This window comes from Caproiciproducens puteiluti (assembly GCF_052442865.1).
GTDB lineage: Bacteria > Bacillota > Clostridia > Oscillospirales > Acutalibacteraceae > Caproiciproducens.
Genome location: NZ_CP194790.1, coordinates 1942454 through 1958345, shown reverse-complemented (window position 1 = coordinate 1958345; position 15892 = coordinate 1942454). Strand labels below are relative to the sequence as shown.

The window sequence follows — 15892 nt, the reverse complement described above, 5'->3', positions numbered from 1 at the left end:
TCTCTCTTAACATTGTGCTGACAATTCTATCTGCAATTTTTTGAATGGGGCAATCGATTTCTTTCGCCCCACTCACACATCATATCTAAGACGGGAATCAAAGACTTTCCTCGTTTTGAAAGAGTGTATTCCACCTTTGGCGGTATTTGTGGGTACTCTGTGCGGATAATTAGCTGGTCGGCTTCCATGTCTTTCAATGTACTGCTGAGCGTTTTGTAGGTGATCGTACCAATGCAGCGCTTCAATTCATTAAACCTCATAATCTGCTTATGCTCTGAAAGCCAATACATGATAATCATTTTATATTTGCCGCCTATGATCGACAAAGTATAGCCAAAACCAGTACTTTCAATAACTGCCCCTGTTGGGCTGCAATCTTCAATCGCCATCTCACACTCTCCCTTAGTATAGTATATATCTCAAATGTGCGTACTTGACTTATAATATATATACACTATTCTTATCTTAGTGTCAATCAGAAAAGACGGCCGAACAACAGAAAAAACTTTCAGCTGAATTTATTACGCTCGAGAAAAGTCATACAACCGGCTTTCAGCTGCGACATTCCAAACAGCGCAATTCCAGTCAGTCCTCTCAAAGTGCTGAGATTCATCACAGATGAGGATGGTAAACACTGGTGAATAAAAATATATGAAGGGATGAATTAAAAATGGGCAAAAAAATCCTGGTACTTACGGGCAGCCCCAGAAAAGGAGGCAACAGCGATTTAATGGCGGATGCATTTATGAAAGGAGCGCAGACCGTCGGACATACTGTAACAAAATATGAAGCAGGCCTAAACAAAATCAATGGCTGTAAAGCCTGTAACAGATGTTACTCCAAAGCGGAAGCCTGCGTATTTGAAGACGATTTCAATACATTGGCTCCATTCTTGGAAGAAAGTGATATGCTCGTTCTTGCAACACCCATGTATTGGTTTACCTTTCCGGCACAGCTTAAAGCAGCTTTAGATAAAATGTATGCACTGCTGATCGGCGGCAGGCAGAGCAATATCAAAGAAAGTATTTTACTTGCCTGTGCCGAAACTGAAGAAATGGCTGATTTTGACGGTTTGGTCAGAACCTATGAGCTGATCGCATCCTATCAAAAATGGACCGACCGTGCTCGTCTATTGATTCCATCCGTCGCGGAAAAAGGAGATATTCTGCAGACGGATGCACTGAAAAGGGTGGAAAGCCTTGGATTATCAATAAAATAAACCATACTGATCTGTCTCTTTCCGATTGTTTCGAACCCGGTCCGGCGCGAGAGCGATGTTTTCCCCGTCTGCCCATAGCAAAAAACAGCAGTCCAACCTTACCGGTTAAACTGCTGTTTTTGTTAAAATGGTAGAAAAAAATTTTGAATGAAACCTTCAATCTTTCAATTATACTTCAAATCTCATACGCTAAAATTATTTTTTACTTTTTGTGTCTAACAGACCATAGAATAAACGCACCCATGGTAGCAATTGCAGCGATGCTGCCGGCTCCAAATATATGAGATCCTGCACCAATAGCCTCTGCAAACACACCCACAATGATGGTTGCCACAAATGCAATGATTTCAAACATAAAGACTACCTCTCCCCTATTTGTGTTTCACCATTTATCGGTGAATACAAAAATACCACTGCATCCATAATATCACATTGTTTTATAAAAAAGAAGACATACATTCCCCTTAGCGGAAAAAGTATGTCTTCTTGGTGCGAGGGGGGGGACTTGAACCCCCATGAAATTGCTTTCACATGGACCTGAACCATGCGCGTCTGCCAATTCCGCCACTCTCGCGTGACGACTCAATTATATTATCATATCAGTACCCATGTGTCAATATCAAAAATGAAGTTTTTAACAGAAAATGTCGTTTTTCATCCAGAAACGAGCTGATCCACGACGGAGCAATCAAGTTTTGCCGTGGAACCGGCTTCTTGTTTTCAGCTTTTTATGAAAAAGGTAATAACGCGGCTGCTCCTCTTCAAAAATCCAGCAGCGCAGATAATCGTCCAGAACAATCCCCACCGCAGAAAGAAAATACCATCCTATACTGGAAGACAGACAGATCTGCCCGAACAGGTTGAACGGCTTTTGCGAGTAATCCCAGACCTCCCAACCAAAATGGACATTCACAATCATGCCGGTGATCAATTCCAATGCCGTTATCAAAAGCATTCCGATCAGCATCTGTAAAACCAGCGGCGTTTCCCAGGACAGGAAACGGTTGATATATCCCAATCCTAAAAAGCAGACGCCGCCTAAAATAAACATGCTCCAATGGGAGTATCCCCGGTAACAGATTTCCATGATAAGATAAATATCCCCGCCGATCACGAGCAGAAGGGCATCCTTCAACAAGAAATTCCGGACCTTACACAGCATAACATCACCCCCTTGATTGTATTCCGGCAACGGTTTCCCTATTCCCGGAACAGAAAGAAAAGGATGTTATGCATTACAAACAAAGTAAGCATGAACAGTATAATTGCTTTACAGTTTCGACAAAATCCTCTGTAATCAATACAAATGACAGATCGGGAATCCCTTGGTATCAAATCGGCTCAAAAAGCGCTTAAACAAGATATCTGTTTTCAATCAGCGACCAAGATCCGGCAAATTCCCACCACCTGTAAAGCTCTATAACTTTTCAGATGGCGAGAAATTTTCCTTTCTTTACCAGCCAAATCCATTATGCTTCTTTTTTAATTTTATTCATCTGATCAATCACTTTTCTGGAATAGGGCGTAGAATAAACCCCCTGTTTCCAAAGCTTCTGCGCACCGGCTTCTCCGTTGTTGTAGACCATCAGGGCCTGATTCATGTTGCTGTACTTATTGACGATCCACGAAAGCATATGGACACCGGCTTTAATATTCTGCTTGCTGTCCAGCAGATCCGTAACCTGCAGGTCCCGTTCCAAAGATTCCTTGTGACAGATATTAATCTGCATCAAGCCGTAATCGTTGGTCTTGCTGATGCTTTTTGAGTTGTAATGGCTCTCAACACCGATCAGAGCGATTACCAGATCCTCCGGGACGTTTTTGGTTTTGCATTCGCTGAAAATGGTGTCCTGTATATCTGTGGCCAGTGGAATGTCATAATATTGCGGTGACTGAATCTGTTCCGTTACTTCCTGCGACTTTGATTCCTGCGATTCCGTCGTTTTCTCTGTCTTCGACTCGGGTTTTTCTGCCATAGAATTCTGTTCCTGCCGGCTGGCTTCGTCAGATACCACCTCGCTGGACGCCTGAGAGGAACTTTGTGAAAGCTGGCTTTGTGAGGACGAACTTTGGGTGACGACAGGAGTTTCTGCCGGAAGTGTCTGGTTATGAAAGGATCGCCCGATACAGAAGATCGCAGCTATCATGCACAGCGCATAAATAGTTTCTATCCTGCAATGTATTTTTCCTGGAGTTTTCATTCTTTCTCCCCCGTTATTTTTAAGAACCTTTCCTTTGAAATCGTTAGCCAATACGGCAATTGGGAGCTTCCTTTGATTTAGAATCTCCTATTTTGCAATTTTTGACCTTTCTTTCAGAAAATATTCAGAAAACGGTTGAGACGCAAAAATCAGTCGCGTTATCCGCCTATCGCGGCCGGAGGATGAAAACTTCTGAAACTCCATTTTATAAAGCAATTTCGATGATTTAAACTCCTATTTTCTTAAGCCACATCATAGAATTAAACGAAAAGGAGGGATACCATGCAAAATTTACTTGCCTGGGAAAGCATCGGTTTTATTTTCGTGATAATTTTTGGCACTATTCTGCATTTCCTTTACAATTGGACGGGAAACAACCGGGTGATAGGAATGTTCAGCCCGATCAACGAAAGCGTATGGGAACATTTAAAAATGCTCTTTTTCCCCATGCTTCTATTCAGCATCGTGGAATATTTCGCTGTCGGAAAAGAGTATGGAAATTTTATTACGGCAAAATCACTCGGCATCCTGCTCGGGCTGCTTTTTATCATCGTCTTCTTTTACACTTACGCCGGAATGATCGGAAAAAATTATCTTTGGCTGGACATCCTCACCTTTATTTCAGGGGTTCTGATTGCTTTCCGTTACAGCGGAGGAAAGATTTCCGAATCCTCCAAGTCCGGTACCGAAACAGGCTGGGAAGGACTGCTGTTCCTTGCGGTGCTTGCCCTCAGCTTCTTTGTTTTTACTTTCCGTCCCCCGCATATCGGGCTGTTTTCCGCCCCGGCTTCAAAAAAAGCAAGTAAATAATGGGTACGCGGCTTATTCAGCAATTATAAAGAAGAAGCTCCCGCTTTGTCTTAAGAAGGAGTCTCTTCATAGACACTCCGAAGAAGCTTGATTTCTGCGGCGTAACCGTCAAGATCGTTCGGCGTCTCCAGATAAAACGGCAAATGCCGTAAAGCAGGATGGTTGATCACGCGGGTGATCGCCTCGAGCCCGATCTTCCCTTCCCCGATTCGAGCGTGACGGTCTTTATGGCTGCCCAGAGAATTGAGGCTGTCGTTCAGATGAACGGCCTTCAGCCGGTCGAGCCCAACGACTTCGTCAAAGTGGTTCAGAACGTCGTCAAGACCGTTTACAATGTCATATCCGGCGTCAAACACATGGCAGGTGTCGAGGCAAACACCCATTTGTTCCTTCCGCTCGACCCCGTCCAGAATCAGCCGTAGCTCCTCAAAAGTACGGCCTACCTCCGTGCCTTTTCCGGCCATTGTCTCCAGCAGAACCGTCGTATGCTGCTCCGGCTTCAAAATCGCATTGAGCATTGCGGTAATCAGTTCTATTCCCTTTTCCGTTCCCTGCCCCACATGGCCGCCGGGATGAAAATTATAAAGATTCCCCGGCAAAAACTCCATCCGGTTAAGGTCGTCCTCCATTGTTTCCATGGCGAAGCTTCTGGTTCTCTCATCAGCCGAACAGGCGTTCAGCGTATAGGGAGCATGCGCAAGGATGGGTGCGAACCGGTTTTCTTCCATCAGCTCCAGCAATGCCCGGACATCCTCCGGATTGATTTCCTTCGCTTTACTCCCTCTGGGATTCCGTGTAAAGAACTGGAACGTATTCGCCTGTATGGTAAGGGCATCCTTTCCCATGGCCAGAAATCCTTTGGACACGGAAAGATGGCAGCCTATTTTCAGCATTTTTATTGACTCCTTTCAGGGCTTTTCTTTGTCTTCCTTTTCCCGCTGCTTTACGGAGAAAACGAAAAATCGAAAGAAACGTCCATGGAAAATATAGCATAAAGCCTCACTTTCCGCAATACATTAGTACCATGAATCAATGAGCGGTTTTCAAAAAAGAATTTTGAGGTGAGCCATCATGAGAACACTGCGATTGGGGATGTCCGGGACGGATGTCATGGAAATTCAGGCAATGCTGCAAAAGATCGGCTACAACCCCGGCCCCATTGATGGAACCTTCGGCCAGCAGATGCGCCGGGCAGTCCTGCAATTTCAGCGCGCGTTCGGTCTTACTCAGGACGGCATCATCGGCCCGGCTACCTATAGGGTCATGGAACGATACCTGCTGGGATATGATCTGTACCGGATAAGACCGGGTGATACCTTTTACAGCATAGCCCGTCGGTACCATACGTCCCTTCCTCTGCTGCTCGGAGCAAACCCCGGTCTTAATGCCGGAAACCTCACGGTCGGCCAGCAAATCGTTGTTCCTTACGGCATGGACGTAGTGGACACCAATATTGACTATACTTATCAGATTTTAGAGCGGGACATTCAGGGGCTGAAAGCACGGTATCCCTTTTTAGAGGTCGGCGTTGCCGGGCTCAGCGTCCTTGGAAAAAACCTGTATTATCTAAGGCTTGGCTCGGGTCCGAATCAGGTTTTCTATAATGCAGCCCATCACGCTCTGGAGTGGATCACGTCCCCCCTGCTGATGAAGTTTACGGAAAATTTCCTATATACCTATACCCTGAACCAAACGCTGGGCGACGGATATAACCCCAGGGAAATCTGGAACCAGAGCAGTATTTACATCATTCCCATGGTAAATCCCGACGGAGTGGACCTGGTCCTGAACGGCCTGCAGCCTGACAATCCGTATTATCAGGACCTGATTGCCTGGAATAACGGCAGCACCGATTTCTCTACGGTATGGCAGGCAAACAACCACGGTGTGGATCTAAACCATAATTATAACGCCGCGTGGCAGGAATCAAAGGATGCGGAAGCAGAATACGGCATTACCGGTCCCGGCCCGACAAGATATTCGGGGCCGTTTCCCGTGTCGGAACCGGAAACACAGACCGTCGTCAATTTTACGCAGACCCACGATTTCCGGCTGGTGATCGCCTACCACACGCAGGGAAGGGTCATCTACTGGAATTTCATGGATATGGCTCCCCCGGAAGGCAGAACCATTGGAGAGGAATTTGCGGCAATCAGCGGCTACCGGTTGGACCAGACTGCCGGAATTGCTTCTTACGCAGGCTACAAGGACTGGTTTATTCAGGATTACCGCAGGCCCGGCTATACGATTGAAGTCGGTCTGGGCAGAAATCCGATTTCTATTTCGCAGTTTAACACCATTTATCAGGAAAACATCAACGTGCTGCTTCATGCCGCCACTGTATAAAACAATTTCTTATACAAAGCCCGCATAGATAAATCTATGCGGGCTTTCAAAAAATTGGAGCGCCATACCGAACGGCATGACGCTCCAACAATGGAAATTTTTACTTCATGTTCTGCTCGTAGCTTTTAATCATATTTTTGACCATCTGGCCACCGACGGAACCGGCTTCTCTAGAAGTCAAATCACCGTTATAACCTTGCTTTAAGTTGACGCCGACTTCAGAAGCGGCTTCCATCTTAAACTTGTTCAGAGCTTCTCTTGCTTCAGGAACTACATTCTGTTTACTTGCCATAATCAAAACACTCCTTCAATAATTTTCAATTCGTTTTTGAATTTTGATTTGTTTTGCGTTTGCTTTCCTATTTTGTGTACATGGGGTGTTTTTATGAATGTTAATTTTTGCAAGTTAAAGCTCATAACCATTTGCGGAATCGATACCGGACAGCAGAAGCACGGCGCACACCGCTAAAATACGCGTAGGACTGAGCTTTGGCGGGAATCTGACCGTAAAATCGCGGGGCTCCACCATTTTTCCGTCAAGCGTCATCACACTGCGCTGAAGGCTCAGCGCAGCACTCGTTTCATCGATACCGGCAATACTGAGCGTATCTTTGGAACTTGTGCCGCAGGTAATCGCCGCGGCTCCGGTTCCATTGAGCAATTCCGCCGCGCTTGCATTTTTCATTTCCAGAATGGACAAGAATCCCTCCGGAATCAAAATTTTTTCTGAAGAATGAAAACTGTTTTTAAACAGGATGATGCCGCTTTCCAGCTCGATTTGCGGCAGTTTTTCGCAGTCATAGAGAAAAAATTCGACCTTGTCGCTTCCAAGACGCACAAGTTGCCGCGTATTGAAATACTGTACTCCGCCGTATTTTTCCAGCGCCGGAAGCAAAGCACATGAAACAGATGTGTCGGTAGATTTGCCACACAAAATAATGTTTGTCATTTTACACTCACTCCCGTAAATCAGTACAAACATTATTTGCGTTTGCTCGTAAAGTATGTAGCTAAGAAAAGAATTCATTCATGATTTATTTAAAAATTCATTTAAATAATTCCGAAGTCTTTCCGCCATTTCCGTATTCAGCTGCACATTCAGCGGACAGGTCTCCAAACCGGATTCCTGTCCTGCGGCGTGAACCCAAATGGAGAAATATTCCTGATTAAAGTTTACGTCCATTGCGGTCTTGTTATAAGCGCTGATCAGTCTGCCGCACTTTCTTATATCTGTTATTTTCGCCATTTTTGTCCTCCTTGTTTTTATAATCACGATTTCCTTGACGAAGCATGACATGTGATTTACATAAAATCATTAGAACTATTGTAGCATTCGTGTATTCACAAAACAAGCATATTTCGTGAAATGATTTTTCCTATTTCCCGCTTAATTCGTTCAGGGTCCCAAAGGTATACCCGGCGGTTTCCCATTTGGAGAGCAATTCGTCTAATATCTCGGAATTTGTTTTGGAGGTACTGTGCAGCAGCACGATTGCCCCGGGGTGGATACGGGGAATCAGCTTGTCAAAGGCCTGTTCCTTCGTCGGCTGCTTATCCTGGTACCAGTCCACATAAGCGAGGCTCCAGAAAATCGTTTTATATCCGAGCTCGCTGGCCTGCTTCAGGTTATTTACACTGTATTTTCCCTGTGGGGGACGATAATATTTCTGCATATCCTGCCCGGTGATTTCCTTGAATTTCGTTTCCACCGCTGAAATCTCCTTTTGAAACGATGTCATATCTGAAATTTTTGACATATCGGGATGCGTATTGGTGTGGTTTCCGACAATATGGCCTTCCGCAAGCATCCGTTTCACGAGATCAGGGCTTGTATTCAGATAATTCCCCACTACAAAAAAAGTCGCTTTTACATTATGTTTTTTCAGCGCATCCAAAATCGCCGGCGTATACCCATTTTCATACCCGGCATCAAACGTCAGGTAAATCACTTTTTTATCTAACGCCCCCACATAATAGGCGTTATACTGTTTTAAAAAATCCGCGGAGGCATTTCCCGTAGGCTGCTTGCCGTTTTCCCCAAAGCCGAGCCCCCAGTTGGTATTGGCGGCGGCCGTCTGTACGGCGATTTCCTGCTGACGATGGGTAAGCGTAAGTATGCCTGCCAGCAGAAAAATAAAGACTGCCATGACAATTTCAATTTGCTTTTTTCTAACGGTTATATACACGGTATTTGTCACCTGCCTTACAGTAAAATATATTATGCCATCGCAGATAATATCAGAAAAATTTTCAGAAAATAAAAAATCCCTCCCAACCGCAATACAGGGTTGAGCGGGAATGGAAAAGAAAGCCGGGATGATACCGTAATAGGAACAGAAACGGGACAAAACCCGGTAATAATAAAAGCACCTTTTATAAAGATGTGGATATCGGTCCGTTAATTTAACACTGAACAAGATTTATTTCTCTTATAAATTGACAAATTTTCTTTTTCAGAACCGTATTCAGCTAAAATATTATCTATATTTCGTTAAAACTTCCCCAAAATATATGTTGACATTCATTGAAAAGTGTAATATTCTTTAATCGTAAATAAGAATGATAATCGGGAGTTATGCGTTATGAAAATAATCGAACCGGAATAGTATCGTCAGATGGCGGATCTGTCCCCCCAAAAAGTAATATTCCTCCATATTGACAACCGGTTGCTTGCAATTGAATTTATGGAGGGCCTTTCATGACCACTCCCTATTGGATTGGTCATTTTTATTATAAATCATCCTATCAAGATTCGAGGTGAAAAGAAATTGGACATTATTAAAACCCTGTTCACATCTGTGCGTTCGCCATAAGAAAGGAGATTCATTATGAAAACGAATGCCCGTTCCGTGGTCATCTGGAAAAAAACCTACGACACCGTTACAAAGGATGAAGGAAAACGTCATGAAGTGAAAACGATTCAATGGTGTCTGCCGAACATTAATTCAAAGACCCTTCTGAAGGCTCTGAATGTCTTTCTGCTCATTCTTTTACTGATTGCCATTCTTACGGACAAAATGAAAGAAGTTGCCCCAATAATGACGTTCATCTTGGAGCAACTTCGCTGAAAAAAAGCACATAAGCCAATACACATTATCCTGCAATGTGTATAAACTCTAGTTTTTAAATTAACATAAAATTCATATTCTGTCAATGTTTATTTCACAAAAATAATTATATTCCGGCACAAAAGGGTACCGCATGAATTCGCGGTGCCCTTTTTCTATCGATTTCCCTCCTTTGAAAGGCAAAGCGGAATGGAATTTTATCCGTTTTCTTTCACCTGCATTCCGGTATGGTCTATGGTGTAGTTGTCTTTATAGATCAGCTGGGATACGGGAACGATCTGGTAACCCTGACTCTGCAGCGCCTCTATGATTTTGGGAAGGGCCGCCGGTGTGTTTTTCGCGCCGTTATGGAACAAAACAATGGAACCGGGTTTTACCGTGGTGGTCACCCGGGTAACGATAGCGTTCGGCGGCGGGTTTTTCCAATCCAGACTGTCCACGTCCCACTGAACACAGTACATATTAAGAGATTTTACGGTTTCCATCACAGGATTGTTATAATCGCCGTAAGGCGCACGGAAAAGCAGCGGACTGGTACCGGTGACATTTTTGATTTTATTGTTGCATTCCGCCACCTGTGCTGTCATTTCCGTCTGCCCGAGCTTCGGCATATGGGGATGCGTGTTGGAATGATTGCAGACCTCATGTCCGGCAGCCGCAAGTGCCTTGACGGATTCGGGATATTTATCTACCCAGGCGCCCACCACAAAAAAAGTCGTTTTGACGTTGTATTTATTCAGAATATCGATCAACGTCTGTGTCTCTTCATTTCCCCACGCCGCGTCGAATGAGATCGCAATCTTCTTTTCATCCGTTTTTACGCAGTAAATTGGAATCAGACGCTTACTGGAAGATGCCCTGATTGCCGCTACGCCCTGAAATGCAAGAAACACAGCCAATATACCGCAAATCAGGCAGCATAAAACCGTCAGTATTCTTTTTCTGGTCAGAATCAAAAATCTCATGACAATGCCCCCTTGGCACAATTATATGCACACGGAGGGTTTTCCTATTTTCTTTTTCACTCAGTTTTCTTAAATTTCTGCTTATTCCTTCAACCGGCTCCCTGCGTTAAAGTCCTTTTGAATATACGGTGTCTTTCATTTGTTTTTTATTCTCATACATCAGCTTATCCGCACGGTTCAGTGTTTCAAATAAATTTTTGTCATTTGGCTCGTATTCCGCGTAGCCGTAGGCGATTTCGATCCGGCTGGGATTTTTTTGGTTGTATTCGTTTAACAGCCTTCTAAAATCATGGACACATGCTTTGGTACTGCTGACCAGATAGTTTTCAATAATCACTGCAAATTCATCCCCACCGATACGGTAGCAGCTTCCATACCCTTCAAAGCTCTGCTGGATCACGTCCGAAGCCGCCAGAATCAGTTCATCCCCGCATTTGTGCCCAAAGTTATCGTTGACCATCTTTAAATTATTTACATCAAACGCCACAATCGCCACATGGGAACGGTCACGCTGAAGGTTTAACGCTTCCATTTTGATTTCAAAGGCTGTCCGGTTCTTTTTCTGTGTCAGCACATCAAGATAGGCAAGACGTTTCAGAACGCGGGCTTCCATGCCAAGCTCAATCATCGAAAAATATTGGGAAACCGTATCAATAGAAGGAAGAACGACAAAGAAGAAAAGCCCCGAGCGGCAAAACAGCGCCCCGTCCTGATAAACACCCGTGTAATACCGGACCATATCGACCATAAAAAGAATAAACATCAAACCAAGCCCGGTCAAAAAAGGAATTACTTTACGGTCTTTATACTTCAATAAATTTTCAAGCGCGGTATAAACAGAAAGAACGAGAGCCAACGCCATAATAATATGGGTCAAAAAGACTGTTTCAGGAAAATCCAACAAATTGAATACCTGCAAAAACGTGCAGATCAAAAAATTCGCCACGGCGGCGACACAGAGCAGATCGAACAGCTCCGCGTGGTGTTTCGCATAAACCGTCTTGATGAACAGTAAATATGGAATGGGACAGAGCATGAGCGAAAAATACATGATATAGCCAAGCGCCAGAACATTTCCGGTTACAAGCTGCAGAACCGACGTTTCCGTTAATGCGGAAACAGAGATGCTGATGGCAAACAGGCTCTGATACAGAAGAGCAAGATTGTTTTTCATCCTTGTCCGGGCAATAAAATACAGCATCAGCAGCACAACTCCAAAAATCAGGACCAGAGAACTGATCATCGTGCTGAGGAAAAATTTCTGCATCAAATAGATAATATTCGCGCTTCTCGTCCCTATGGTAATTGCATTGAATGTAGATGCATATTTCGTATAAGGAGAACAGATTTCAATGGTAACCATCTTTCCCGCCGAGGCTTCCGGCAGAGGAACAATATGCCACGCCGTACATGCCGGGGATTTTCCAAACAGGAGATGCGTTTGATATCCAAACTCATCAATTAATTTGTCTCCTACAAAGACACGCATCCTTGCATGATAGGTCGGAAAAGAGAGCGTCATTTCACTGCCGAGATCAGAAGGAAGCTTGTTGGAAATAGAATCGGCCCTGTTTTTTTCGGCTCCCGGTACGGAGCGCGCCGGCAAATCGATTTTCAGACTGTTCCCGCTACTGCCTGTAAACAGCCACCCCGTGTTAAAATCGGTTACTCCTCCCCCATCCAGCCTGATTTGTTCCGCTTGAAAAGTGACGTAAATAAAGGCAATGACCACCGCAGACAAACTCACAAGAAAAAACTGAACATACAGCATTTTAGGTCTGCTCAAACGGTTCACCGCCTTTTTCTAAATTTAGCATACAGAAAATTATAGCATATCCAATCTTAATCAGCAATCATTTATTGAATCAGACATTTTGTGGCTATTATTTTTAAATATTGTATTCATCACCAAATTTTAGTATTTCATAAGTAAATAAAGGATGCTATACTTAGGAAAGATTTTCAAAAATAAACCGGAGGAATGAAAATGCCGAAATTGTATTTCAAATATGGCGCAATGGGCAGCAGCAAAACGGCACAGGCGCTGATGGTGAAATTTAACTATGAAGAAAAAGGTTACCGGGTAGGTTTATTAAAACCCTCTGTGGACAACAGGGATGGCCTTACCATTGTAAAATCCAGGATCGGTCTGAAAGATACCGGTATTTTAATTGATAAGAGCGTGGACCTGTATCAATGGTTCCAGCAAAACCATTACGATGTCCTGATCATAGACGAAGCGCAGTTCTTATCCGCCCCTCAAATCGATCAGCTGAAGGATATCGCGATCGAGTTTGTCCCTGTTCTCTGTTTCGGATTAAAGACCGATTTTCAGACGCATATGTTTGAAGGCAGCAAGCGTCTGTTTGAAATCGCGGACTCTCTGACGGAAATCAAATCCGTTTGTACCTGCGGACGCAAGGCGGAAGTAAACGCAAGAATTTGCAACGGAAAAATCATACGGGAAGGGGAACAGGTCTTTATCGGGGGTAATGAAAGTTATATCGGCCTATGCTATGAGTGCTGGAAAAACGACAGGATAGACAATCCCCGAAAACAGAAATAGAATGAGGAAAGCCCGCGGCCAGTAAATGGACTGACCGCGGGCTTTTATTTTATGAAAATCAATTTGCAAGTGCATCCGTCTCTTCAGCATGGCCGGAATAAGTCGGTACCAGCTCATGAACGACATTCATCATTTCTACATTATTGGAACCGGCGACATCCCTCAGCTTTTCAATCTGATTGATAAACGTATCCTCATTGAACGGGATCGGTGTACCAATATAGATCAATTCATGGGAAGTCTTCTGACATCCGCCTTCGCTGTCCAGAAGAAGCTCTTCATAAAGCTTCTCACCGGGACGCAGCCCCGTGTATTCGATTTTAATATCAACATCCGGCTGCAAACCCGAAAGGCGAATCAGGTTTTTTGCCAGATCCACAATTTTCACCGGCTGACCCATATCCAGCACAAAGATTTCACCGCCGCGCGCCATGCCTCCGGCCTGGATCACCAGACGTGCCGCTTCGGGAATCGTCATAAAATACCGGATGATATCCGGATGGGTAACGGTGACCGGGCCTCCGGCCGCAATCTGCTTCTTAAAAAGAGGAATGACGCTGCCGTTGCTGCCCAAAACGTTGCCAAAACGGACGGCGACATAATCGGTCTTGCTGTGACGGCTGCTGTACTGAATGATCAATTCACAGATACGTTTCGTCGCACCCATGATATTCGTCGGGTTGACCGCCTTGTCGGTCGAAATCAGCACCATGCGCTTCACGCCGTATTTGTCGCAGGCCTGCGCCACATTCAGCGTACCGAACACATTGTTTTTTACCGCTTCTCCGGGGCTCAGCTCCATCAAAGGCACATGCTTATGGGCGGCGGCGTGAAAAACGACGTCCGGTTTGCAGACGGAAAAAACATGCTCGATTCTTCCCTTGTCGCGGACTGAACCGATCAGGACTTCCAGATTCAAATGCTTGAAGCGCATCAGAAGCTCATTCTGCAAATCGTAGGCGTTATTTTCGTATATATCAAAAATAATCAATTTTTTCGGATTAAAATAAGCGATCTGACGGCACAGCTCGCTGCCGATGGAACCTCCGCCGCCGGTTACCAATACGGTTTTATTTTTGAGATAACCGCTGATTTCCGCAATATTCAGCTTGATTTCATCTCTTCCCAGAAGGTCTATAATATCGACGTTCCTGACTTTCAGAGGATCGGCGCTGTCCTCGATGATTTCATACAGCGCGGGAATCGTCTTCAGCTGACAGCCTGTTTTCGCACAGATGCTCAGGATATCCTGCTTGTCCTTTTTACTGGCCGATGCAATCGCCAGCACAATCTGGTCGATATTATAGCGAACGGCCATTTTCGGAATGCTTTCACGGCCGCCGACCACCTTGACGCCATGAATTCTGGTTCCCCGTTTGCTTTTGCTGTCGTCAATGGCGATCACAGGGATACCCTTGCTTTCAGGGGCGGCCTTCATATCCTTGATGACCATGGAGCCCATTTCCCCCGCGCCGATAATCATCACGCGGTGAAACTCCTCGCCGTCTTCCCTGTTGATCTGACTTCTGCGCTTCATTCTGCGGATCAGCCGGAAGCTGAACCGGGAAGCACCCACCAAAAAAATGGTCAATACCCAGCCGATAACATAGACACCCCATGGAAAACGCCTGACTCGAAAAAGGCCCCATGAAATTTGCTGCGCGAAGGTAAAACCCAGAATGGTTACAAGTAACGCCGCAAAGGTGGCTCCGTAAAAAATCAGCAATAATTCATCAAGGCTGGCAAACTGCCACATTGTCTTATAAAACCGAAAAACCGTAAAGGATGCAATATAAATGATCGAAATCCACGGAATCCAGGTACAGAAGGATTCCCAGTCATAAGTGGGGAGATAAATCTTCCCGTCATAACGTAAAACAAAAGCAATCCAGTAGCTGAAAAATACACAGAGAACATCTATTATGATTTGAGCGAATGTTCTTCCAAAAGTAGCCCTTTGATTCTTCATATCATAAATTACCCCTACTAAAACAAATTTAACTGCATTAGTATAGCACAAACCATACACAAATGAAAGACACAATTTGTAAAGGAACACAGCGGTATGGGAAGAATCTGCAGATTTATACAGGATTTTTTACAATTATGTCAGCAATTCTGACCGGAGGACCTTCCAGAATATAAATGACGTCGGCCAGCATTTCCGCCTCCTCAAAATCGTGGGTAACAATGATTTTCAGCGCGCCTGCCGTTTCCTTTTGAAGCAAAGCGATCATTTCATCCCTGCGCTCCGCGTCCAGCCCCTGAAAGGGCTCATCCATAAGATACAGATCCCCGCCGTAAGCAAGCGCCCGCGCAAGGGCGACCCGCCGCCGCATTCCGCCGCTCAGCTCCGCCGGTCTTTTATTCCCCGCTTCCGCCAGACCGACCAGGCTGAGCCATTTTTCCGCCTGCTCCGCGTTCTGCCCGGCTTTTCCGCGAAGAACAGCGGTAATATTATCTTTGGCAGAAATCCATGGCAGTAGGCGGTTTTCCTGAAAAAGATAGGAAATCCTCCCATTGCCGGTTCCCTCAATTTCGCCGGAATCAAAGGGCTCCAGGCCCGCTATGCAATTTAAAAGCGTCGTTTTTCCACAGCCGGAAGGGCCGAACAGACAGACCGTTCCGGTTGAAGGAAGCTGGAGAGAAAACTGCTCCAGTACCGTTTTTCCATTATAATTTTTCGTCAAATGATCAATTTTCAATTCACACCGCTC

General features: G+C 44.9%; 18 protein-coding genes and 1 tRNA gene. 5 read left to right on the top strand and 14 right to left on the bottom strand.

All coding sequences use genetic code 11. From position 1 onward, the window contains the following. Positions 1-26 precede the first annotated feature (26 nt). Positions 27-389, bottom strand: a complete 363-nt coding sequence (locus ACRQU7_RS09480) for a winged helix-turn-helix transcriptional regulator (RefSeq protein ID WP_444645464.1) — start codon at positions 387-389, stop codon at positions 27-29. Positions 390-670: 281 nt separating this feature from the next. Here ACRQU7_RS09480 and ACRQU7_RS09475 point away from each other — a divergent pair, with 281 nt between their 5' ends. Next, complete coding sequence (locus tag ACRQU7_RS09475; RefSeq protein ID WP_444645462.1) at positions 671-1219, top strand: flavodoxin family protein; 549 nt, start codon at positions 671-673, stop codon at positions 1217-1219. A gap of 202 nt (positions 1220-1421) precedes the next feature. Here ACRQU7_RS09475 and ACRQU7_RS09470 read toward each other — a convergent pair whose 3' ends face one another. The 4 genes from ACRQU7_RS09470 to ACRQU7_RS09455 form a co-directional block, all read right to left on the bottom strand. Then, positions 1422-1574, bottom strand: a complete 153-nt coding sequence (locus tag ACRQU7_RS09470; RefSeq protein WP_444645460.1) for a hypothetical protein — start codon at positions 1572-1574, stop codon at positions 1422-1424. Positions 1575-1706: 132 nt separating this feature from the next. After that, a tRNA-Leu gene (locus ACRQU7_RS09465) sits at positions 1707-1793 on the bottom strand. A gap of 114 nt (positions 1794-1907) precedes the next feature. Beyond that, on the bottom strand, positions 1908-2381 hold the full coding sequence (locus ACRQU7_RS09460) for a putative ABC transporter permease (RefSeq protein ID WP_444645458.1): 474 nt from the start codon (positions 2379-2381) through the stop codon (positions 1908-1910). Between the two features lie 307 nt (positions 2382-2688). Beyond that, positions 2689-3420, bottom strand: coding sequence for a transglycosylase SLT domain-containing protein (locus ACRQU7_RS09455; protein WP_444645456.1), 732 nt, complete (start codon positions 3418-3420; stop codon positions 2689-2691). 282 nt (positions 3421-3702) lie between these two features. On the opposite strand from ACRQU7_RS09455, the gene ACRQU7_RS09450 reads away from it, so the two are divergent. Next, entirely contained in the window at positions 3703-4230 is a 528-nt protein-coding gene (locus ACRQU7_RS09450) for a DUF6512 family protein (RefSeq protein WP_444645454.1), read from the top strand. 50 nt (positions 4231-4280) lie between these two features. On the opposite strand, the gene ACRQU7_RS09445 is transcribed toward ACRQU7_RS09450, so the two are convergent. Then, a complete protein-coding gene (locus ACRQU7_RS09445; protein ID WP_444645452.1) occupies positions 4281-5123 on the bottom strand; it encodes a deoxyribonuclease IV in 843 nt (280 codons plus the stop codon). A gap of 178 nt (positions 5124-5301) precedes the next feature. Here ACRQU7_RS09445 and ACRQU7_RS09440 point away from each other — a divergent pair, with 178 nt between their 5' ends. After that, a complete protein-coding gene (locus tag ACRQU7_RS09440) occupies positions 5302-6576 on the top strand; it encodes a M14 family metallopeptidase (protein ID WP_444645450.1) in 1275 nt (424 codons plus the stop codon). A gap of 100 nt (positions 6577-6676) precedes the next feature. Here ACRQU7_RS09440 and ACRQU7_RS09435 read toward each other — a convergent pair whose 3' ends face one another. From ACRQU7_RS09435 to pdaA, 4 genes are all read right to left on the bottom strand, one after another. Beyond that, entirely contained in the window at positions 6677-6868 is a 192-nt protein-coding gene (locus tag ACRQU7_RS09435; protein WP_038324061.1) for an alpha/beta-type small acid-soluble spore protein, read from the bottom strand. A gap of 114 nt (positions 6869-6982) precedes the next feature. Further along, a complete protein-coding gene (locus ACRQU7_RS09430) occupies positions 6983-7525 on the bottom strand; it encodes a hypothetical protein (protein ID WP_038324059.1) in 543 nt (180 codons plus the stop codon). Between the two features lie 78 nt (positions 7526-7603). Beyond that, on the bottom strand, positions 7604-7822 hold the full coding sequence (locus tag ACRQU7_RS09425; protein WP_038324058.1) for a hypothetical protein: 219 nt from the start codon (positions 7820-7822) through the stop codon (positions 7604-7606). 130 nt (positions 7823-7952) lie between these two features. Further along, the gene (pdaA, locus tag ACRQU7_RS09420) at positions 7953-8762 is read right to left on the bottom strand and encodes a delta-lactam-biosynthetic de-N-acetylase (RefSeq protein WP_444645447.1); all 810 of its coding nucleotides are present in this window, start codon (positions 8760-8762) and stop codon (positions 7953-7955) included. 642 nt (positions 8763-9404) lie between these two features. Between pdaA and ACRQU7_RS09415 the strand changes: the two genes are divergently transcribed. After that, entirely contained in the window at positions 9405-9644 is a 240-nt protein-coding gene (locus tag ACRQU7_RS09415; RefSeq protein WP_038324057.1) for a hypothetical protein, read from the top strand. 197 nt (positions 9645-9841) lie between these two features. On the opposite strand, the gene ACRQU7_RS09410 is transcribed toward ACRQU7_RS09415, so the two are convergent. Both ACRQU7_RS09410 and ACRQU7_RS09405 read right to left on the bottom strand, forming a co-directional pair. Further along, entirely contained in the window at positions 9842-10609 is a 768-nt protein-coding gene (locus tag ACRQU7_RS09410; RefSeq protein ID WP_444645444.1) for a polysaccharide deacetylase family protein, read from the bottom strand. A 106-nt stretch (positions 10610-10715) separates the two neighbouring features. Beyond that, positions 10716-12395, bottom strand: a complete 1680-nt coding sequence (locus ACRQU7_RS09405) for a GGDEF domain-containing protein (RefSeq protein ID WP_444645442.1) — start codon at positions 12393-12395, stop codon at positions 10716-10718. 201 nt (positions 12396-12596) lie between these two features. Between ACRQU7_RS09405 and ACRQU7_RS09400 the strand changes: the two genes are divergently transcribed. Continuing rightward, positions 12597-13175, top strand: a complete 579-nt coding sequence (locus ACRQU7_RS09400) for a thymidine kinase (RefSeq protein ID WP_038324053.1) — start codon at positions 12597-12599, stop codon at positions 13173-13175. A 58-nt stretch (positions 13176-13233) separates the two neighbouring features. Here ACRQU7_RS09400 and ACRQU7_RS09395 read toward each other — a convergent pair whose 3' ends face one another. Both ACRQU7_RS09395 and ACRQU7_RS09390 read right to left on the bottom strand, forming a co-directional pair. Next, positions 13234-15144 (bottom strand): polysaccharide biosynthesis protein, encoded by a 1911-nt coding sequence (locus tag ACRQU7_RS09395; protein WP_444645440.1) that lies wholly within the window; start codon positions 15142-15144, stop codon positions 13234-13236. A 115-nt stretch (positions 15145-15259) separates the two neighbouring features. Beyond that, positions 15260-15880, bottom strand: a complete 621-nt coding sequence (locus ACRQU7_RS09390) for an ABC transporter ATP-binding protein (protein ID WP_444645438.1) — start codon at positions 15878-15880, stop codon at positions 15260-15262. Positions 15881-15892: the final 12 nt, after the last annotated feature.